Annotated in this window: 15 protein-coding genes and 2 tRNA genes; 10 read left to right on the top strand and 7 right to left on the bottom strand. The window is 37.5% G+C overall.

Going from position 1 to position 19946, the window contains the following annotated elements; genetic code table 11:
• The first annotated feature begins 19 nt into the window (after nt 1–19).
• Nucleotides 20–96: transfer RNA gene (locus tag PQG54_RS10385), tRNA-Met, on the top strand.
• A gap of 1137 nt (nt 97–1233) precedes the next feature.
• Here PQG54_RS10385 and PQG54_RS10380 read toward each other — a convergent pair.
• Nucleotides 1234–2445 carry an aldose 1-epimerase family protein gene (locus tag PQG54_RS10380; protein ID WP_271790384.1) on the bottom strand — a complete coding sequence of 404 codons (1212 nt, stop codon included), beginning with the start codon at nt 2443–2445 and terminating at the stop codon, nt 1234–1236.
• Nucleotides 2446–2470: 25 nt separating this feature from the next.
• Nucleotides 2471–4105: a tetratricopeptide repeat protein gene (locus tag PQG54_RS10375; protein WP_271790385.1), complete on the bottom strand. Its 1635-nt coding sequence runs from the start codon at nt 4103–4105 to the stop codon at nt 2471–2473.
• Nucleotides 4106–4400: 295 nt separating this feature from the next.
• Between PQG54_RS10375 and PQG54_RS10370 the strand changes: the two genes are divergently transcribed.
• Both PQG54_RS10370 and PQG54_RS10365 read left to right on the top strand, forming a co-directional pair.
• Nucleotides 4401–5606, top strand: coding sequence for a pyridoxal phosphate-dependent aminotransferase (locus PQG54_RS10370; protein ID WP_271790386.1), 1206 nt, complete (start codon nt 4401–4403; stop codon nt 5604–5606).
• Between the two features lie 18 nt (nt 5607–5624).
• Nucleotides 5625–6851, top strand: coding sequence for a pyridoxal phosphate-dependent aminotransferase (locus PQG54_RS10365; protein WP_271790387.1), 1227 nt, complete (start codon nt 5625–5627; stop codon nt 6849–6851).
• Nucleotides 6852–6987: 136 nt separating this feature from the next.
• Here the strand turns inward: PQG54_RS10365 and PQG54_RS10360 are convergent, their stop codons facing one another.
• The 4 genes from PQG54_RS10360 to PQG54_RS10345 form a co-directional block, all read right to left on the bottom strand.
• Entirely contained in the window at nt 6988–7548 is a 561-nt protein-coding gene (locus PQG54_RS10360; protein WP_271790388.1) for a hypothetical protein, read from the bottom strand.
• 78 nt (nt 7549–7626) lie between these two features.
• Entirely contained in the window at nt 7627–9534 is a 1908-nt protein-coding gene (locus tag PQG54_RS10355) for a cobaltochelatase CobT-related protein (RefSeq protein WP_271790389.1), read from the bottom strand.
• Nucleotides 9535–9558: 24 nt separating this feature from the next.
• Nucleotides 9559–10575, bottom strand: a complete 1017-nt coding sequence (locus PQG54_RS10350; protein WP_271790390.1) for an AAA family ATPase — start codon at nt 10573–10575, stop codon at nt 9559–9561.
• 63 nt (nt 10576–10638) lie between these two features.
• Complete coding sequence (locus PQG54_RS10345; RefSeq protein ID WP_271790391.1) at nt 10639–11229, bottom strand: J domain-containing protein; 591 nt, start codon at nt 11227–11229, stop codon at nt 10639–10641.
• 277 nt (nt 11230–11506) lie between these two features.
• Here PQG54_RS10345 and PQG54_RS10340 point away from each other — a divergent pair, with 277 nt between their 5' ends.
• Nucleotides 11507–12115, top strand: a complete 609-nt coding sequence (locus PQG54_RS10340; RefSeq protein WP_271790392.1) for a LolA family protein — start codon at nt 11507–11509, stop codon at nt 12113–12115.
• 3 nt (nt 12116–12118) lie between these two features.
• Here the strand turns inward: PQG54_RS10340 and lipB are convergent, their stop codons facing one another.
• The gene (lipB, locus tag PQG54_RS10335) at nt 12119–12802 is read right to left on the bottom strand and encodes a lipoyl(octanoyl) transferase LipB (protein ID WP_271790393.1); all 684 of its coding nucleotides are present in this window, start codon (nt 12800–12802) and stop codon (nt 12119–12121) included.
• Between the two features lie 72 nt (nt 12803–12874).
• On the opposite strand from lipB, the gene PQG54_RS10330 reads away from it, so the two are divergent.
• The 6 genes from PQG54_RS10330 to PQG54_RS10305 all read left to right on the top strand — a co-directional run bounded on the left by PQG54_RS10330 (nt 12875) and on the right by PQG54_RS10305 (nt 19941).
• A tRNA-Leu gene (locus tag PQG54_RS10330) sits at nt 12875–12960 on the top strand.
• A gap of 95 nt (nt 12961–13055) precedes the next feature.
• On the top strand, nt 13056–15326 hold the full coding sequence (locus PQG54_RS10325) for an NADP-dependent malic enzyme (RefSeq protein WP_271790394.1): 2271 nt from the start codon (nt 13056–13058) through the stop codon (nt 15324–15326).
• Nucleotides 15327–15602: 276 nt separating this feature from the next.
• Nucleotides 15603–16487, top strand: coding sequence for a UTP--glucose-1-phosphate uridylyltransferase GalU (gene galU, locus PQG54_RS10320; protein WP_271790395.1), 885 nt, complete (start codon nt 15603–15605; stop codon nt 16485–16487).
• On the top strand, nt 16487–17875 hold the full coding sequence (gene pgmG, locus PQG54_RS10315) for a phosphoglucomutase/phosphomannomutase PgmG (protein ID WP_271790396.1): 1389 nt from the start codon (nt 16487–16489) through the stop codon (nt 17873–17875). The genes galU and pgmG overlap by 1 nt, the downstream gene beginning before the upstream one ends.
• 114 nt (nt 17876–17989) lie before the next feature.
• Nucleotides 17990–18835: a methyltransferase domain-containing protein gene (locus PQG54_RS10310; protein WP_271790397.1), complete on the top strand. Its 846-nt coding sequence runs from the start codon at nt 17990–17992 to the stop codon at nt 18833–18835.
• 161 nt (nt 18836–18996) lie between these two features.
• Nucleotides 18997–19941, top strand: coding sequence for a 2-oxoglutarate and iron-dependent oxygenase domain-containing protein (locus tag PQG54_RS10305; RefSeq protein ID WP_271790398.1), 945 nt, complete (start codon nt 18997–18999; stop codon nt 19939–19941).
• Nucleotides 19942–19946: the final 5 nt, after the last annotated feature.

The following is a 19946-nucleotide window of genomic DNA, read 5'->3' as shown; positions in this document are numbered from 1 at the left end:
ACTCAGGCATATACACCCCTGCGGGGTGGAGCAGCCCGGTAGCTCGTCAGGCTCATAACCTGAAGGTCAGAGGTTCAAATCCTCTCCCCGCTCCCAATACTCCAAATATAATAAGTATATTTAAGTTCATAAATGTAAAAAATTAATTTTTTTATTCCTCTGCGCACAACAGGCAAGTATCTGTATATAAAAATCATATGCCTCAATAAAGTTAACTCAATATAATATCAAAATAAATAGTTATACGTTCAATTAGCGTGCTGTTTTGGTTAGTTTTAAAGGAAAATAACGGTTTACATTTTAGTATTTACCTTAAAGTTGTTACTGATTTGTTTTGAAAATGTTCGGATTTTGGTATCGTTTTTATTAGTGGTTGTAGTGGGATGATTAATAAAATGATATCAAAAAAATAATTGTAATTAACCTTCTATATCAAAAGTCAATATTATGCTTTGTCGATCGTTATCATAGATAGGTTGCTATTTAGATTTGTCTTTGATTTTTTCAAAACTTGATTTTTATATTTGGAAGAAGCGTCACTTGGTTCTGAATTATCTGTGATTGCTACAAAAGTGAAATTAGCTATTAACTTGTTGGTATTGTATACTGACTTAAGAATATTTATTATTGAATTGTGATATCTTTGTATAAATATCATCCTGTATATGTAATAAATTAAGTTAATCGTCTGGATACTATTTGACGGTCTATTTTTAACTATAAGTTGTCCTAGTGAGATAAATTCTTTGTGATTGTTTCCTAATGAAATACAATAATGCGTAGTGATAGGTTAATCGATTCACAATTTATATTTTAAATTCGGTTACAAGAGGCTATCAGGTCATTAACTGGAATTACTGGTATTGCTCGTGAGTGAGGCTCTATAGTTAAATACAAAAATTCACAGCCCAGGCTTGTTTCTTATTTTACGAGATGTGAATTTTATTTATAGGATGATTCCGTTCTTGGTTATCGTGTGTACGTTGCTGCGCATTGGAATATAGCTCTTGAGCAGCATCTTATTATAATTATTATAATATATGATTACTGCAATCGTTATTTTGGGTTATCGAGATTAAGTGATCGCTTAGATATCGATATAGAGCTATCAAGTAATTTTAAATATTTTCATTATTTTATTGAAACAAAAAATAAAAAAATTGCTGTTATTTAGCGACGCTTATAAAGTAAAATTTATTGGATATGGATCTCCATATCCAATGTAGATGTTCTCTATTCTTCAGCGATTGGTGTTTGGATAGAAGTTATATTTTGGTTGCCCTGGATATTAGTAACTGTTTCTTTTACTGTATCAACAGCTTCTCTGTTCATCAAAGCACTATATCTAATTTTAAATTGTATAGTTTGTCCTGGTTTTATTTGGCGAATACGCCCTTGTTCACGTTCTATGCTAGTAGTATAGGCGTAATTTGTGCCAGGTTCGATGCCAGTGACGTAACCTTGCTTTTCTGTATCTGTATTTTTCCAAAGAGTTAAATAGGGAAGTTCATTAATATTAAATTCTATTGAAACACCTTTATTTGCATCTTTGTTATGTAATGCTGCTAGAGTATAACCATCGGCATCGCTATAAGGAACGATGTTAAAAACCATTTCGTCAAAATTCTTGGTAGGCTCTAAGTAAGTCGCCCAATCTTGCAAACCTTTTTGCGCGTAATCATTAAAAGGACTAATTTCTTTAATTGGGGCGATAAACTGTGCATCTTTTTCCAATAATGGTTTGCTGAAATTGCTGTGATACATAATTTGATAGTCACGAGGGTAATCCGCATGATTGGTTAAATGATCATGGATCGTAAAACTGTAAGTATCAGGAATATAGGAAAGTTCCGCGATGGTTTGCAAATCAGCTTTTTTAAAGGTGCTTTCTTTGATTAAACCTCTTACTTTGATTTCATAAGGTGCTATTTCACTGATTTCAATTTCGACTTCGGAAGCTGGCGTATTGCCTGCTTTGCCATGTAAGGTACGCATCTCTCCATTTTCAATTCCTGGATGACCTGCCCATTCAAAGCCACATCGGACCATCATTTCGTTAAATCCTTCTAGCCATCCAGCACCATTGCGGCTCTCAAGATTAATAAAGGCAGGATTAACGACTTCTTTAACTGGAGAATCCCAACCAAAGCGCATTTCTTTACCTGTGACATTCATAATACTCATCCCTCTGGTTGGGCTGAGAGTAATGGTTAATCCATTGGGGCTGGTGAGTATAATAACCTTAGAACCTTCTTGTTTGCCACCATGGAGAGTTTTTTGCTCGATTGTAAAATAAGTATCGATAATGCCTAATTGTGTGCTGTCGATTTTCCAATCTGCGACCTCAATATTATGTTCCGTACTGGTCAACGTAAATATTCGTGCGTTGGCTTTGGTAGAATATAACGCAGGGGAAACACTGGCAGCTAAAGATTTATTCATCATATATTCCTTTATATTCTTATAATATTTAACGAGCTAACTGTTCTAAAACTTCTTGAAAATTATCGATATCAATTACACCTTCATAATTGTAGAAATCATCTTTTTCTCCAATAATATGCGATAGAAGAAAAGGTGGATTGTGATCGATATCAGTAACTCTGAGTTGATTCCAATGTGGCTTGATGTAGTAGTCAAAAGCTTGGACAAGAGCACATTGATCGATACACCAATTGAGCGGATTTTTTGGATCATAGGCGTAATTTACATATTGTTTTAAGAACTGTAAAATGAGCTTGGTTTTTTCTAAATCGCCGAGATATAAGATACCTGCTCCAAGACACCATGGCTCTCCTGAGACTTGATTGCCTTTTTGATCAAACGCATAAATACGCAAGCCAAAATCATATTTAATTTTGATATCTTTCAGTCTGGCATAAAAATCTGGGTAAGCAAACGCATCAATATCGATAATAAAGGTTTGAGTTGGATAAAGTTTAAATAGTTCTGGGGCAAATAAATAACGAATACTTGCAAAATAAGCCCCATCTTGGTAAGGGCATAATCCATAACCGAAGGTTAAATAAAAATTAGGAATATGGAGATGAATATGCGCTGCAGTCTTGCGTAAAAATCTGATTTGTTCTGGGGATGGATTGTCAAGACATATACTGATTACAGTCTTTTCCTGATAGTTGTTTTGCACATGAGCTTTAAGCAATGAAAAAAGAAATTTAGGAAAATATCTAAAATATTTAAAATCACACCCTAAAATAATAGAGGTGTCAGGATGATTTCCTTTTAAGTCAGCATAAGACCATTGCCACATTTTTAATTGAAATGGATCATTGCCCTCTTGAAGTGATGGAAATTTGTTTATTTCCTCATCAGACAACCATGTATATATGCCACAGTCCGCTGTGGTAAAAATAATATTTTGTTCAATAGAAAGTTTTTTAGCTTGTTTAAAATGCAAGTCAGCTTGTTTTCGGTCCTGTAATATCCAAGCAAGCCTGCCCATACATAAATGATACCACGGACTGGCACCATTTTTATCACATTCAATCTCTAATAATATCGTTAACTGGCCGTTATCTATCCACTTTAATGTATTACAAAACATCACAAAATAAATGCTATAGTAATATTGTATAATTTGATTTTTATTTGTTAAATCATAGGGCAATACGAATATATTAAAGTCTCTTTGAGTGAGAGGTAAATTAAATTCTTTCAAGAGGCTATCTATGAAAAATACACAGTGTTTTTTAAAATTTTCATCTTGTAAACGGTTCAAAATATGCTTTCTTTGGGTCTCAGAGGTTTGCATGCTTTGTAGCATTTTTTCGATTGCCAGCATTGTTGCAGGAATATTTTGTTGTTTAAAGTAAAGAACCGCTTGAAAATAATGATATTCACATTGATTTGGATATAATTTTATTGCCCAGTCTAGCAATTGAACTGCTAGTGCATAGTTTTGGTGAAAAGCGCAGTATTTGGCTAATTCTTTAATATTATTCACGCTATTTGGATTTTGTTGAAAACCTTCAATAATAGGGGTGATGTTTTGTAAAGAGTGATCTAATAACACAGGCCGAACGACATCTTTGTTAGAAGCTACAAATTTTACAATATCATTGGTTAAACAGGCAATATCAGTCACAGCGCCACTCTTTGAATACAGAAAATATCATAATCATTTTAATATATCATAATTATATAATGAAATATTTTATATTTAGCATTTGCTTTGTATATATTGATAAAGCAGGATATATGCTATTATTTAACTATGAAATTCTTAAATATGATATTTTGTCTAGTTGATGAAGATTAAGAATTTATATAGATTCAATCTTTATTGTTTTATATCAAAAAACAGTAAATTTTAAAAAGAAGTTATTTTTCTTGTATTTCAAGTCAATATAAGAATTCTTGTTACATTTGGAATGGTTAGAATGGATATTATATCAGATCGTCTAAAACAAATACAGCCAAGTCAAACATTGGTTATTTCTGCTAAAGCGCGTGAGATGAAGGCAAAAGGACGTGATATTATCAGCCTTTCTGCAGGTGAACCTGATTTTGGCACCCCCGAGAATATCAGCCAAGCAGGGATCAGAGCTATTCAAACTGGACAAACGAAATATACAGATGTCGGAGGAACCTTACAAGTTCGTCAAGCTATCGCAAATCGTTTGAATACAGATTATGGTTTGGATTATACAGCTGATGAAGTAGCGGTTTCGTCTGGCGGTAAGCAAGTTATTTTTAATGCGATGATGGCCAGCATCAACCCTGAAGACGAAGTTATCATTCCAACCCCTTGTTGGGTCTCTTATCCAGATATTGTGACGTTGGCTGGGGGCAAGCCTGTAATGGTGGTTTGTGATGAAAAGACGACAGGATTTAAATTGCAACCTCAACAATTGAGAGAAGCAATTACGGAAAAAACAAAATGGTTAATTATCAATTCCCCCTGCAATCCTACAGGTGTGACATATTCTAAAGAAGAGTTGCGGGCATTGTGTGATGTTTTATTAGAATTTCCAAATATATGGATTCTAACAGACGATATTTATGCAAAATTGACGTATGACGGGTTTGTCGCTTCTACGATCGTCCAAGTCGAGCCAAAATTAAAAGAACGCACTGTAACAATGAATGGCGTATCTAAAGCTTATTCTATGACTGGTTGGCGTATTGGTTATGCTGCCGCTCCAGTAGAATTTATCAAGGCAATGATGAAGCTTCAAGGGCAATCTACCACAAATGCTTGCTCAATTAGCCAAGCAGCAACGATTGAAGCAGTTTCAGGGCCTCAAGACTTTATACAAGATATGACCAGCACCTATCAAAAACGTCGTGATATTGTTTTGGAACAACTCAACGCTACTCCAGGTCTAAGCTGTATAAAACCAGAGGGTGCCTTTTATTTATTTCCATCTATTCATGACTGTATTGGTAAAACATCAAAGAGTGGTGTTAAAATTGTAGACAGTGAATCTTTTGTAACCGCTCTGCTTGAAGAGGAGGGCGTAGCAGCAGTTCATGGAGCAGCCTTTATGATGGAAGGTTATTTTCGTATTTCATATGCGACCAGCACTGAATTGTTAAAAGAAGCATGCACGCGGATTAAACAATTCTGTATGAATCTTCAATAGAACGAAATAGGTTTATTTATGGCTGTTAACTCTTCACAAACTGAGCCAGGCCTTTCTTTGAGAATGGAAGGGTTCGAAGCCCCAGCAACCATTGCAATGTCTATGCGTGCCAGAGAACTGGCTGCACAAGGCAAGGATGTGATTTCCCTTGCCTTGGGGCAACCTGATTTCTTTACCCCCAGAGTGGCATGTGATGCGGCTTATGAGGCTGCATTAGAGGGGAAGACAAAATATACACCGATTGATGGTGTGTTAGCGTTAAAACAGGCTGTTCAAAAGAAATTCAAACTTGAAAATGGCTTGGATTATGCGTTGGATGAAATCATGGTGGCGAATGGTGCCAAGCAGATTTTATTTAATGCATTGATGGCAACGTTAAATCCTGGGGATGAAGTGATTGTTCCTGCGCCTTATTGGACAAGCTATCCGATTATGGCAAAGTTTTTAGGTGGTATTCCTGTTGACGTAATGTGTTCAGAAGAAAATAATTTTTCTTTGAAAGCAGCAGATTTACGCAAAGTTATAACCGATAAAACTAAATGGCTGATTATTAACTCGCCCAGTAATCCTACGGGCGCGGTTTGGTCAAAACAAGATTTGTTGGAGATCGCAGAAGTCTTACGCGATTATCCTCAAATTTGGGTTTTTGCGGATGAAATATATGAACATCTGATCTTTGACGGGGCAGTTCACTATTCGTTGGCAGCCTTAGCACCCGATTTAAAGGATCGGATTTTAACAGCTAATGGTGCATCAAAAACTTTTGCAATGCCTGGGTGGCGTGTTGGATATGCTGGTGGCCCGAAACGCTTGGTTAAAGCGATGACGAAGATCCAAAGCAATTCGACCTCAGGCGCATCCAGTATCAGTCAAGCTGCTGCAACCGCAGCCTTGCATCATTGTGCGAAGGATGTCGAGGAAATGAGACAAGCCTACGATCGTCGTCGTATTATGATGAAAGAGGCTTTCTCAAACATGCCTGGCGTGATCTGTGCAGTGCCGCAAGGGGCATTTTATGTCTATCCTGGGATCAAAGGCTGTCTTGGTAAAATTAGTGCAGGTGGACGTAAAATCGAGAATGATCAAGATTTTGCCGAAGCTTTGTTAGAAGAGCATTATGTTGCTGTCGTTCCAGGCCATGCGTTTGGGTTAAGCCCATATTTGCGGATTTCTTATGCTGCAGATGATGCGGTGTTGGAAGAAGCTTGTAAACGAATTGCGAAGTTTGTAGAGAGTTTACAGTAAATACTATATTTATATACCAAGTTAAGATAGAAAGAGGGCTTTCTTCTCAATGGCTAGCCATTGAGAAGTATAAAAATCCTTTTTTTGGTAGTGAAATATATGCTGCTGTTAATAAATTATTTTATAAAAATAGAAATTAGTGCATAACAATATTACGGTAAAACAGATTAGTTGAATAATTTTTAGTTAATATATCGATAAAATTTACATAACACATAGTGAAGTTTCTAAAAAGATCGTAATTAGAATATCCTGTATGCTTAGATTTAGTTTGATCAAAGGTATTGGCAAAAGTTGTGTAATGATCCGCTTTAGTGAAAGGTAAAATATATGCGGGGGAAATTCCCGTTTTTTTGATACGTTTTTTAAAAGATTCCCAAGTAAAAAACGGGATAATATAAGGTTTATTTTCTCCTTGATCTCTTAAGTATATCATTTGCGTTATGCTATAATCAGCGGCGATGCATTCATTAGCAGCAGGTTGGTTAAAGTGAGCGTCTTGATAACATATTTGTAAATTATCTGCTGCTTCTTGTATTTTATTTTGACTGATGAGAGGGCCAAACCTTTTTACTGCATTTTTGATATCTGTATCTGATATCATATGAGAAGTAGAGAGTGTTGTTGTTATACAGATAGTAATTACAAGTAAAGCTATGAATGATGATATAAGAGTTAAAAAAAATTTTGTTTTCACGTTTGAACATCTGTAATATTTAAAGATAAAGTTATATTATAAATCATCATTTTCTTCATTAATCTATTAGATATAGGTTTAAATACGTATTTTTTGCTTTGGGTTTTTGGGATCAAACAACGCAGCTAATTCTTGCATCATTGTGCCCCCTAATTGTTCGGCATTTGTGATGGTGACGGCGTTTTGATAATATCGAGTGACATCATGCCCAATGCCAATAGCGGTGAGTTCGATATCAGGCTGAGATTCAATGCGAGCAATCATACGTCGTAAATGCATTTCCAAATAATCTGGATTATTACTGGACAAAGTGCTGTCATCGACTGGCGCACCATCGGAAATAATCATCAGGATTTTACGCTTTTCTGGACGAGCGCGGAGGCGTTGCCAAGCCCAATGCAAGGCTTCTCCATCGATATTTTCTTTGAGTAATCCTTCTTGTAACATTAATCCCAGGTTTTTACGTGCATGTCGCCAAGGTTGGTCGGCGGATTTATAAATAATATGACGCAAATCATTTAAACGACCTGGTTGCGCAGGTTTACCATTTTTAAGCCACTCTTCACGGCTGCGCCCGCCTTTCCATGCACGGGTAGTGAAGCCTAAAACTTCGACCTTGATAGCACAACGTTCCAAGGTTCTGGCTAAGATATCGCCACACATGGCTGCAATTGTAATGGGTTTACCCCGCATAGAACCAGAATTATCAATTAACAAAGTAACGACGGTATCTTTAAACTCTGTTTCTTGTTCATATTTATAACTCAGCGAATACATAGGATTAGTGATAATGCGAGGCAGCTTGCTGGCATCTAATAACCCTTCTTCTTGATCGAAATTCCACCGTCGTCTTTGTTGCGCCATGAGTTTGCGTTGCAGACGGTTTGCGAGCTTTGCAATAATATTCTGCATCGTTTGGAGTTGTTGGTCGAGTTGCTGTCTTAAGAATGCTAACTCTTCTGCGTTACAAACTTGATCGGCAGAAATGATTTCATCAAATTTTTTGGTATAAATATGATACTCAGCATCTTCCACCTCACTTAAAGGCGGCAATTCACCTTCTTTGGGGCCAGCAGGAGTATCTTGTGTTTCAAATCCTTCCCCTTCATCAGCATCAGAAGAGTCATTACTATCGATCCCTTGAGCGACTTGAGGGGATTGTTCTTCTGGTTGCTCTTGCTCTTGTTCTTCTTGTGTATTCTCTTCCGAAGGATTATCTGATGTTTCAGGAGAATCTGGATTTTCATTCTCTTGGTCATTAGAGGAATCTTGTTCTTTTTCCTCTAACTCTTCCATAAGCTGGTAGGCTGTTAATAATTGTTGAGATGCAGTAGCGTAATCTTTTTGACTGTTCATATGCTGAACCATTTGGTCCAGTGCTTCTTCACCACTTTTTGTTAAGCGATTGCGCCATAGTTGAACAATGCGTCGAGAAGCTTTTGGAACAGGTTCACCCGTCAACTTTTCTCTGGCTATTAGTGCTAATGCTGTTTGAGGAGGCAGTTGTTCGGCTTTGTCCATTCGTGCATGCCCTTCGGCATGGCTGTTATATTCTTGAACAGATCGTAAGTTAGCTGCCACCCCTTGCATGTATCGACTTCCTAATGCCTCAACACGAACTTGTTCCAATGCGTCGAATGCAACTCTGGCATCAGCGATTGTGGGTTGAGTTGTTTCGTGTAATTTTTGGTTGTGATATTTTAATCTTAACGCAATTGCATCTGCTGCGCCCCGTAACTGGTTCATCATGATGGGATCATGAATTTCAGGTGGGTTCGGTAGATGCACAGAAGTTGGATTGATTGTATTTTGTGGGGTGTGATTGCGTAAAGAAGATCCAGAATAAAAATGAATGTTTGTATCTTGACGGCCACTGAGTGCATGAATAACCCCGATTGTGGCTTGTTTAAATCGTTCGGGGTTATACTCATTGTTATCAGGAGGAAGTTGAGGGGAAGATTTAGATGTTTTGGACTCTTCTGACATAAGTTCCTCCTGTGATATATTAAGTTAGATTAAGTCAGCAATTAAAGGATTAGTATTAAAGCAGCGTTGATAATATTCTGCAACTGTCTGACGTTCTGCTTCGTCACATTTATTAAGAAATGTCAGACGGAAAGCAAGGGGTAAATCTTTGAATATCTCAAAATTTTCTGCCCAAGTAATGACTGTTCTTGGAGACATTACGGTAGAGATTTCACCTGTTGCAAAGCCATTACGTGTCAAGTTTGCTAACGCTACCATTGAATTGATCATTTGTGTTGATTCATGATCGTCCTTAGTGACCCCCATTTTAGACATAATAATTTTGGATTCTTGTTCATGGGGTAGGTAGTTCAAGGTTGCAACGATGCTCCAACGATCCATTTGCCCTTGGTTAATTTGTTGAGTACCATGATAAAGCCCTGTTGTGTCGCCTAGACCAATCGTGTTGGCAGTGGCAAATAAGCGGAAATAAGGGTTGGGACGAATAACTCTATTTTGGTCTAATAAAGTTAATTTTCCTTCGGCTTCAAGGACACGTTGAATAACAAACATGACATCAGGACGACCTGCGTCATATTCATCAAAAATCAATGCACAAGGATTTTCTAATGCCCAAGGTAGCAATCCTTCTTGAAATTGGGTAATTTGCTTGCCGTCTTTAAGAACAATAGCGTCCTTACCAATCAGATCAATACGAGAAATATGGCTGTCCAAGTTGATACGAACGCAAGGCCAGTTTAAACGAGCTGCAATTTGTTCGATATGAGAGGATTTTCCAGTTCCATGAAACCCTTGAACCATAACACGGCGATTATAACGAAAACCTGCCAAAATGGCTTGAGTAATCTCTTTGTCAAAGCAATAGCTGGCATCAAGGTCAGGGACTAGGGACGTTTTAATTGAAAAACCTGGAACTTCCATATCCAGATCAATATTAAATGTCTTTCTGACATTATACTGAACATCAGGTTCAGAAAGAACAGAAGTCGAGGGAAGTTCAGCGTTGAGGTCTTGTATTGGCTGTGCAGGCTTTTCGGTCATTCTTTAACAATCCTTTTGCGTGGTTTTTCAGTCATTCATATAAGTAATGAAGTATAAATTAGACTATATTTCAACAGAATTCATTAAATGAGTTCTTAATTGTGAGTAAGCAGCGTTAATATTTTTAAATTGTTCCGTTAAGCTTTTGTCTTTATGGTTCGTATCGGGATGATATTTGCGTGCTAAAACGGTATATCGTTTCCTTAGATCCTGTAAAGAAATTGGCCAAGTTAGTTCTAGAGTTTTCAAAGAATGCTGTAACTCTTTTGGTGCTTTAGGGACTTGTGGACTGGTTTGCGTATTGTTGAAACCTGGATGGTCTTTAAATACTCCCAAAGAATCTTTGAAATATTGTTCCTTTAGAAGATCTGCTTTCCCTAATTGTCCCAATTTCCAAGACGGTTTATCCCACACGGTCGAAGCTCTGAGATGATTTTCAATCTGAGCAGGAGTCATCCCCTTACAATAATCCCAATTTTTATTGTATTCTCTGATATGTTCCAAACAAAACCAGTAATAATCATTTAATTGCTGACGTGATTTGGGGGCCTTATATCCCGCAGGCTGATCGCAGCTAGGCATGTCACAACATTTATTGTCGGGACAATCAGGATCAGGATCAAAGGCACGAAAACGTTTTTTATGAGCAGTCATTCTATAAGAAATTGTTAAATTTTAAAAATGTAAAAGAGATTAATAATATCATATTATATTAAAATCATAAAAAACAATATGTCTATTGCCGTGTTTATCCTGAATAAAATAGGATAAGCCTTCATAATAATTTTATAAAACTTATTCATAAGAAAATATTCGAAAGAGAAAACCTCTTAATAATCAAATTTGTTTTGCTTTATGGGAATTGCAGCTATGATGACAGTTCTTATTAAAGCATTTGAGTATATCGAATAAAAACTAAAAAGGGAATAACATGAAGTGGATGCGAAAAAGCATATTTCTTTTGCTACCAATCTTATTGGCAGCCTGTCACGGTGGAAAAGAATTGCGTCCAACATGTGAGTTAACAGCAATTTCACAAGTGGAATCTAGTTTGAACAATCCCAAAGGATTTACAGGACAATTCACGCAGACTTGGCCTGATGGGGGGAAATCCACAGGGCGTATTATCTATGAGCCAGGTAAATTAAGATTGAATTATGATTACCCATCTCCAATGGTTGTGGTTGCCAAAGATAAAAAAATGGTGGCAAAGGATTTCAGCAACCAATCTGTGACCCATATCGGATTATCCCGTAACCCGTTGGGATTGATGCTTAAAACACCTGTGCATTTGTCTAATCCTATCTTGGTCACAAATGTTCAACATAAAGATGGAATGTTACAAATCTCATTAGCCAGTTCAGATAATCCATCACAAGGATTGTTAACATTATTATTTACAGAAGCTGAGGGCAAGCTGGTTTTGCGTCAAATGCAAGCAGTGGATGTAAGAAAACGACGTAGCATTATGGATATTGAAAATGTTCAAGAAGGGATCCAAGTTCCAGCAACCTTTTTTGCTTATCCTGATGGGCAATAATACTTATGTGAACAGGTTTTTTTCTTGCAGTGAATAAGGGAAAATATGGTTCCATTGTTCAAGTAAAACCTGATCTACCTCATCCATAGAACATTTTACCCCTAATTTTTCCATACTGGTCACGCCAAATTCAGCTAATCCACAGGGAACAATACCAGTATAGTCGTTTAAATTAGGGGATATATTGAGCGCAATTCCATGCCAACTGATCCAACGAGTTAATTTGATACCTAAGGCCGCAATTTTTTCTTCTTTTTTAGTGATCGGGTTAATGACCCATAATCCTATACGATCTTTGCGTTTTTCCGCATAAATATTAAATTGCCTTAGGGTTAGGATAACCCAATCTTCAATAGCATTTACAAACGCATGAATATCTCTGGATGGGAAAGCCTGATGATCCTTCCTCAGATCCATCATTATATAGATAATACGTTGTCCAGGTCCATGATATGTCCATTGCCCACCGCGATTTGTATAAAAAGTGGGATAATTTTGTGTGTTGATTAAATCATAATCTTTCGCTGACGTTCCCGCTGTATATAAAGGGGGATGTTCAAGAAACCATAAGCATTCCGGTTGTTTTTCATTATAAATGTCTTGTACATAACGTTCCATATGCTGTATCGCATTGGGATAGGAAACAAGTTTTTTACTTTTTTGTATAAATAGAGGATGAAATGCCATTGCATGAAATCTTTTGATCGGTTATAGAGATACCATATTCGATGATACCACCATATAGAATGGTTGTCATGTGCGGTCGTGGCGGAATGGTATACGCGCAAGCTTGAGGTGCTTGTGGGGGCAACCCCGTGGAAGTTCGAGTCTTCTCGACCGCACCATATTTTCCAATTGTCAAAAAAGAGTGATTTTCCTTTTCTTGTATCTATTTTAAGATATAGTGATGCTTTGAACTTAACCATCAACAGAGGAAAACATGGATCAAAAATTTAAACAGGAAGCACTCGATTATCATCAATACCCAAAGCCAGGGAAATTAACGATCACGCCAACGAAAAGAATGGCAACACAACGTGATTTATCCTTGGCATATTCTCCTGGTGTGGCCGCTCCGTGTTTAGAAATTCAAAGAGATCCTTCATTAGCAAGTAAATATACGGCCAGAGGTAACCTGGTTGCCGTTATTTCAAATGGTACGGCAGTATTAGGATTAGGGAACATCGGCGCATTAGCAGGTAAACCTGTGATGGAAGGTAAAGCGGTTTTATTTAAAAAATTCGCAGGTATTGATGTTTTTGATATTGAAGTTGACGCAACAGACCCAGAACATTTTTGTAACGTCGTTGCTGCGTTAGAACCTACATTTGGTGGGATTAATCTGGAAGATATCAAAGCACCGGAATGTTTTGAAATTGAGAAAAATTTACAATCTAGAATGAGCATTCCCGTATTTCATGATGATCAGCATGGAACGGCGATTGTTGTAACCGCAGCATTGGTGAATGCGCTACGCATACAAAATAAAAAACTTGAAGACGTTAAATTGGTGACTTCTGGTGCTGGCGCTGCAGCCATGGCTTGTGTTGATTTGATGGTTGGTATGGGGTTGAAGGTTGAAAATGTAACCTTAACCGATATTGATGGTGTGGTTTGGAAAGGTCGTGATCCAAACATGCCAGAAAACATGGCACGTTATGCCAAGGAAACGAATGCGCGTAAATTACAAGAAGTTATTAATGGGGCCGATATCTTCCTTGGATTATCTGCAGCAGGTGTATTGAAACCAGAATATTTGGAGCATATGGCACCAAAGCCTATTATTCTGGCATTGGCTAATCCAGAGCCAGAGATTACACCAAATGAAGTCAAAAAAGTCAGAACGGATGCTATTATCGCTACGGGACGTTCAGACTATCCGAACCAAGTCAATAATGTTTTATGTTTCCCTTTTATTTTCCGTGGTGCTTTGGATGTTGGTGCCAAACAAATCAATGAAGAAATGCAACATGCTGCTGTATATGCATTGGCACAATTGGCAACTTTGGAAGCCAACGAAGCCGTCATTGCTGCTTATGGTGGAGATGCACCTTCTTTTGGTTCAGAATATATTTTACCAAAACCTTTTGATCCAAGGCTAATTTTGCATATTGCCCCAGCCGTTGCAAAAGCAGCGATGGATAGTGGTGTTGCAACACAACCGATCGAAGATTTCCAAGCTTATACCGATCATTTGCAAGAGTTTGTATTTCGTAGCAGTCAAGTCATGCAGCCTGTTTTCGAAGCTGTACGTAGACAACCTGAATTGAAAAAAATTGTTTTTTCAGAAGGGGAAAGCGGTCGCGTATTACGTGCAATACAAACATTAGTGAATGATAAGCTTGCTAAACCGTATGTCATTGGAAATAAGGAACTTATTCAGGCAAAAATTAATAGTCTTGGTTTAAGTTTACGTGTTGATGAACATGTTGGTGTTTTCGAACCTAATAGAAATGATCCATTATTACAATCTTTGGAAGATCCTTATAAAAAACTGGTTGAACGGCAAGGGATTCCCCCGTCTTTGGCTTATGAACAACTTTATCGTCGTAAATCTGTAATGGCTGCTATGTTGTTAAGAGAGGGTCATGTTGATGTTTCATTAATTGGTGGTTATGGAGAATGGTATCGACACTTTAAATATTTAAAAGGAATTATTCCAAGACGTCCCGATGTTAAAAAATTTCATACCATTTCAGCATTGATTCAATCTAATGTTGTATTATTTATGGGAGATGCCTATTTAAATCTGAATCCATCTGCGGAAGAAATTGCGGAGTTAACTTTGTTGGCTGCCGAAGCAGTTTCTAAATTTGGTCTTCCCCCACGTGCAGCATTACTGTCTTATTCTTCGTTCGGAACAGGTAAGTCAGGTTCGGCTCAAAAAATGCGTGAAGCATTGGAAATGATTAAAAGTCAGGATCCTCAATTAGAAATCGACGGTGAGATGCAAGGCGATGCAGCACTAAGTCCAACGGTGCGTAATCGTCTGATTGATGATTCACCTTTGACAGGTAATGCTAATTTGTTAATTATGCCTTGCTTAGACTCTGCGAATATAGGTCTTTCTCTAAGTCGTGTCGTTGGTGATGCGTTGCAAATTGGTCCAATAACTCTTGGCGCAACGAAACCGTTACATATTTTAACAGAAAGCACAACGGCACGTGGAATTGTTAATCTTGCAATGATTGCCATTAAACAATCATTATAATTATTATATTTAAATGCTCTATTTTCTTTCTTTTAAATAATAGAATAGAGCGTTATTTCAAACAGTAACTTTATTCAATAATGTGTGAATACCGTCCTAAAACTATTATAAAACTACCAATTTTTAATCGAAAGTATGGTGTTTATTAATTTTTTTAGATAATAGATGGGTGTAATATAATATTTATTAATATAGATAGAAAGTAAAATACTTTAAACTATTAACAGTTTTTGGTATATCTAAATACAAATGAAAACTAAATTAAGGTAAAATTTTGTGATTAAACCTCTACGTAAGGCTGTATTGCCTGTTGCTGGATTTGGTACGCGCTTCTTGCCTGCAACTAAATCTATGCCTAAAGAAATGTTGCCTGTTGTGGATCGTCCATTAATTCAATATGCAATTGACGAAGCAAGAGCTGCTGGCATTGAACAATTTTGTTTGATTACTGCACGTGGTAAAGATTCTTTGATTGATTACTTTGATGTTGCGTATGAGTTGGAAGATACATTACGTCAAAAAGGTAAAAAAGATGCTTTAGAAGCATTGCAACCATCAAGCATCCAAGCAGGTTCCTTAACCGCATTGCGCCAACAAGATCCCTTGGGATTAGGGCATGCAGTATGGTGTGCACGTACTTTCGTAGGGGATGATCCTTTTGCCGTATTATTGCCAGACGATTTGATTTTAAGTGAACGTGGCTGTTTATCGCAAATGGTAGAAGTATATAATCAGTACGGTGGTAACGTTGTTGCTGTTTCAGAAGTGCCAAAAGAAAAAACCTCAAGTTACGGTATTATTGATGTTGCTTCAGACGATGGACATTTAGTAAAAGTATCTGGTGTTGTTGAGAAACCAGAACCAGAAGATGCGCCTTCTAATTTATCCGTTATTGGTCGTTATATTTTGGCGCCAGATATTATGTCTCATCTTTCTAAAATGGAACGCGGTGCGGGCAATGAAGTGCAATTGACCGATTCTATGACAAAATTAATTGGGCAGATGCCGTTTCATGGGTTGCGTTATGAAGGCACACGTTATGACTGTGGCAGTAAAGCTGGTTTCTTAGAAGCGCAAATTGCTTTTGCTTTACAACGCCCAGATTTGGCATCTTCTATGCGTCAAATCTTAAAAAAATATGCTCATGAAGGTGAAAAATAATGGAACATCAAAGAAATATTGATTCCAGTATTCTGCGTGAATATGATATTCGTGGTGTATATGACAAAACTTTTTTCATCGAAGATGCTTACGCAATCGGACGTGCTTTTGGCAGTCTTATTGTACGGAATAATGGCAAAAAAGTTGTCGTTAGTTATGATGGACGTGTCAGTTCACCTGATTTAGAAGCGGCTTTGGTTGATGGACTAAAAAAATGCGGATTGGAAGTTGTTCGCATTGGTCGTGGTCCGACACCAATGTTGTACTATGCTGCCACAACGATGGAAGCAGATGGCGCGGTGATGGTAACAGCCAGTCATAATCCAAAAGAATATAACGGCATGAAATTCATGTTGGCTGGAAAATCTTTTTTTGGTAAGCAAATCCAGGAACTTGGCGTTCAAGTCGCTAAAGGCGATGTTGTTCCAGAGGGAATTGGCAGTGTTCGCAAAGTCGATATCGTTGATGAGTATGTCACACGTCTTTTAAAAGATTTTGGTATCACTGATCGTAAGCTCAAGGTGGTTTGGGATAATAGCAATAGTGCTGCTGGTGAAGTATTAACAAAATTAGTACAACAGCTTCCAGGCGAACATATCGTATTAAACGGTACAATCGATGGTAATTTCCCAGCACATAGCCCAGATCCAACCGTTCCAAAAAATTTAGTACAACTTCAAGATGAAGTTGCTAAACGTCAAGCTGATATTGGGATCGCGTTTGATGGTGATGCAGATCGTATTGGTGTTATTGATGATAAGGGCAATATCTTATGGGGCGATCAGTTAATGATCGTCTACAGTCGCGATATTTTACCTGATAATCAAGGCGCGACCATTATTGCAGATGTCAAAGCAAGCCAAATTTTATTTGAGGAAGTAAAAAAAGCTGGCGGTAATCCATTAATGTGGTGTACAGGGCATTCTTTGATTAAATCAAAGATGGCAGAAACCAAAGCATTATTGGGTGGGGAAATGTCAGGGCATATTTTCTTTGCTGATAAATGGTATGGTTTTGATGATGCACTTTATGTAGCGGTTAGAACCTTGGATATCGTTAGCCGCTTAAAAGGGCCACTTTCTGAAATTACAGAGTCATTACCAAAAGCGATTTCTACGCCTGAAATTCGATTTGATTGTCCAGATGATCGCAAATTTGATGTGGTTAGAGAAGTTGCTGCTCGTCTGCAAGCTGAAAAAGCCGATGTCGTCACAATTGATGGTGTTCGTGTGAATACTGCTGATGGTTGGTGGCTACTAAGAGCTTCTAATACTCAAGCATCTTTGGTTGCAAGAGCTGAAAGCACAACGGGCGATGGTCTTGAAAATCTTAAAAATGCTTTAAAATCTCAATTAAGTGCCTCTGGGGTAGAATTACCAGAAGTCTAAATTGAATATTAAATGATTTATAATAAAGGCGCAGCTGTAAAGGTTGCGTCTTTATTTATTTATAGGGTATTATTTATCTTTAAATCGCATAGATGTTAGAGATATTTAAAGAAGATGACTGTACCTGTTATATTTAATCGCAAACTTGTTCGATATCATCGTGACAGGGCAGCATACCACCATCAAACAATACAAGATATTGTTCAAATTGGTGCAGACAGATTATTAGAACGCTTGGATGATATTCAACGTTCCTTTACGGATGTATTGGAAATTGGTGGAAGAGGGGTCGTCGCCCCTATATTGCAATCCAAAGGAATGAATGTTGTTTCTGGTGATTTATCTCATCGATTGGTTTCCATAAATTCGGCACTGTCAGTTTGCTTAGATGAGGAATACTTGCCTTTCAAAGCGCATAGTTTTGATTTAGTGATTGCAAATTTTAATCTACATTGGGTAAACGATCTGCCTGGTTCTTTATTGCAAATAAAGAATATATTACGCCCCGATGGTTTGTTTTTAGCAGCAATACCGATATTGCCGACTTTATCGACGTTACGTGATGTGATGACAGAGGAGGAAGTGGAGTTGTGTGGCAGAGTTTTCCCTCGCATATCGCCCTTTCCAGATTTGCGTGCTTGTGCCACCTTAATGCAACGCGCAGGGTTTGCTTTGCCTGTCGTAGATAAAGAAGAATTGTCTTTAGTCTATCGCTCAGCAATGGCGTTAATGAAAGATTTGCGGTTTGCTGGTGAAACAAACGCATTGATGGAGCAGCAAAAGACGTTTACGAACAAAGATTTTTTGGCAAGTTGCATCACTAAATTACAAGATCAAGATGAAATAGCCGTTCCTTTGCATTTTGCAGTGTTAACAGGATGGGGGCCAGATTCATCGCAGCAACAGCCCTTACAGCCAGGACAATTCTCTGTTTCATTGGAAGACGCTTTAAAAAATTAAAAAAAGTTAATGCTTTTAAACCAATATGTCGCCATTTAAGCGATCTTTAATATCTATTTTTAATTTGTAAATGATTAATATTCTGGTCTATTGTTGAATAGAGCGAAGTAATGCATATACTATTATTGACATTATTTTCTCGTGAAAAGGATATCTAGAGAATGCAGGAATATATCCCAGTTATTGATATTTCTGATATCTATCAAAGTGATAAAAATAGGCATCTGCAAATTGCGCAACGTGTTGACGAAGCATGTCGTCATTCAGGCTTTTTTTGTATCACAGGACATCACATTTCACAGAAAGATATCCAAAGGATCAAAGCGTTTGCCCGTCATTTTTTTAGTCTTCCGATGGAAGATAAACAAAGTGTCAGTATTTTAAATAATCAGATCTATAGGGGGTATAGCAGTCATGAGATGGAGCAGTTAGATTACCAGCGTAGTATTGATTACAAAGAAATATTTGATATGGGCTATCACCTAGATGCTGACCATCCTGAAGTGCAAAGAAAAGAGCCTTTTCGTGGTTCTAATCAGCACCCAGAACATTTGATTGCAGGTTGGACAAAGCTGTTTGAGACACATTATCAAAATATGACAGAGCTTGCTAAAGTGTTGTTTCGAATAATTGCTTTGGGATTAAAACTGGAAGAGAATTTTTTCAATGATATGTTTTTTGAATCGTTAAGCACCTTTAGAATTATTCATTATCCAGGTTTGCCCGAGCAACGTAATCGCGTGGTTTGCGGGGCGCATACAGATTATGGGATTTTAACGATTTTGCACCAAGATGATGTTGGTGGATTACAAGTGAGAAGTAAAGACAATCAATGGGTTGATGTTCCGCCAATCACTGATGGTTTTGTGGTAAATATCGGGGACATGATGGCGATGTGGACGAATGATCGTTATAAAAGCACCTCTCATAGAGTATTGAATATTGGTCAAGACCGTATCTCTATGCCGTTTTTTACGGAACCCCATCCAAGTCAACTGATACAGTGCTTGCCGCAATGTTCGGATGAACAAAATCCACCTAAATATCCCCCTGTAATTTGTAGAGATTGGTTATTGAAACGCTTTAAAGCGGCTTATAATGGCTGAGGCTA

Origin of the sequence: Commensalibacter communis (assembly GCF_947179015.1) — a bacterium.
Lineage (GTDB): Bacteria > Pseudomonadota > Alphaproteobacteria > Acetobacterales > Acetobacteraceae > Commensalibacter > Commensalibacter communis.
Note: the sequence above shows the minus strand (reverse complement) of the source record. Positions and strands in the feature narration are given on the sequence as shown.

Excerpts from the sequence above, each read along its gene's own strand:
- PQG54_RS10350 (WP_271790390.1), bottom strand. The coding sequence starts at position 10,575 with ATGACCGAAAAGCCTGCACAGCCAATACAAGACCTCAACGCTGAACTT.
- pgmG (WP_271790396.1), top strand. The coding sequence starts at position 16,487 with ATGGAACATCAAAGAAATATTGATTCCAGTATTCTGCGTGAATATGAT.
- PQG54_RS10345 (WP_271790391.1), bottom strand. The coding sequence starts at position 11,229 with ATGACTGCTCATAAAAAACGTTTTCGTGCCTTTGATCCTGATCCTGAT.
- lipB (WP_271790393.1), bottom strand. The coding sequence starts at position 12,802 with ATGGCATTTCATCCTCTATTTATACAAAAAAGTAAAAAACTTGTTTCC.
- PQG54_RS10305 (WP_271790398.1), top strand. The coding sequence starts at position 18,997 with ATGCAGGAATATATCCCAGTTATTGATATTTCTGATATCTATCAAAGT.
- PQG54_RS10355 (WP_271790389.1), bottom strand. The coding sequence starts at position 9,534 with ATGTCAGAAGAGTCCAAAACATCTAAATCTTCCCCTCAACTTCCTCCT.
- PQG54_RS10380 (WP_271790384.1), bottom strand. The coding sequence starts at position 2,445 with ATGATGAATAAATCTTTAGCTGCCAGTGTTTCCCCTGCGTTATATTCT.
- PQG54_RS10365 (WP_271790387.1), top strand. The coding sequence starts at position 5,625 with ATGGCTGTTAACTCTTCACAAACTGAGCCAGGCCTTTCTTTGAGAATG.
- PQG54_RS10325 (WP_271790394.1), top strand. The coding sequence starts at position 13,056 with ATGGATCAAAAATTTAAACAGGAAGCACTCGATTATCATCAATACCCA.
- PQG54_RS10370 (WP_271790386.1), top strand. The coding sequence starts at position 4,401 with ATGGATATTATATCAGATCGTCTAAAACAAATACAGCCAAGTCAAACA.
- PQG54_RS10340 (WP_271790392.1), top strand. The coding sequence starts at position 11,507 with ATGAAGTGGATGCGAAAAAGCATATTTCTTTTGCTACCAATCTTATTG.
- PQG54_RS10310 (WP_271790397.1), top strand. The coding sequence starts at position 17,990 with ATGACTGTACCTGTTATATTTAATCGCAAACTTGTTCGATATCATCGT.